The organism is Sulfitobacter sp. HI0129, assembly GCF_001635395.1.
In the GTDB taxonomy this organism is placed as follows: Bacteria; Pseudomonadota; Alphaproteobacteria; order Rhodobacterales; family Rhodobacteraceae; genus Sulfitobacter.
The window spans coordinates 1-669 of the sequence record NZ_LWGH01001059.1 but is presented as its reverse complement, the minus strand read 5'-3'; the positions used below and the strand labels follow the sequence as shown (position 1 = coordinate 669).

At 68.6% G+C, this 669-nt stretch carries 1 pseudogene; it reads right to left on the bottom strand.

The annotated features are described in order from the left end of the window. Window positions 1-669: pseudogene (locus A3764_RS22555) on the bottom strand (hydantoinase/oxoprolinase family protein); the annotation flags it as partial.

The following is a 669-nucleotide window of genomic DNA, read 5'->3' as shown; positions in this document are numbered from 1 at the left end:
GCGAAGTCCTGCGGGCCTTGGGTTGTGTGTACCCGGTAGCACCCTTCGGAAGGGGCCGTGACACTGCCTGCCTGCCGCATGGTGATCCGGCCCACAACCGCGCCTATGGCATTGGCGACCCCGCCGTGGACGGGCAGCACCATCTCGCACCCGAGGCAATCGCCGACCGCCGGGTAATAGGCTTGGGCCGACGCGCCCAATCCGATGACAGGCAGGTTGAGCCCGGCCGATAGCCGGACGAGACCCCGATGCCCCGCGAGCCCACGGCGCAAAAGGACGTGACGCGCCAGTATATCCGGGGCGATCCCGTCGAAATCAGCGGCGTCCTCTTCGGCAAAGGCCGCTTCCAGCAGGGCGGTGACCGTCTGCCGGGTCAGCCGGTCGATGATCATTTCCGCTACCGCTTCCGCACTGGTGGACAGCATTGTTCCTGCCCCAGTGCGGCGGCGCCCGAAAAGGATCAGCGCCTTGCGTGCCGCACCTGCGTCCCATGCAAGCACCCGGCCGGCCACATGGCTCGCATCCGATGGGGTGACGCCTGCGACCTGAACCAGCCCCCGTTCCACCAGCCGCTTCAGCGCGCCGGTTTCGATCCGGGCGCGCAGGACGGACGCGAGGGGATGCACCCCTTCGCCGATCCGTTCCAGCAGGTCGGCATCGCGGGGGGCC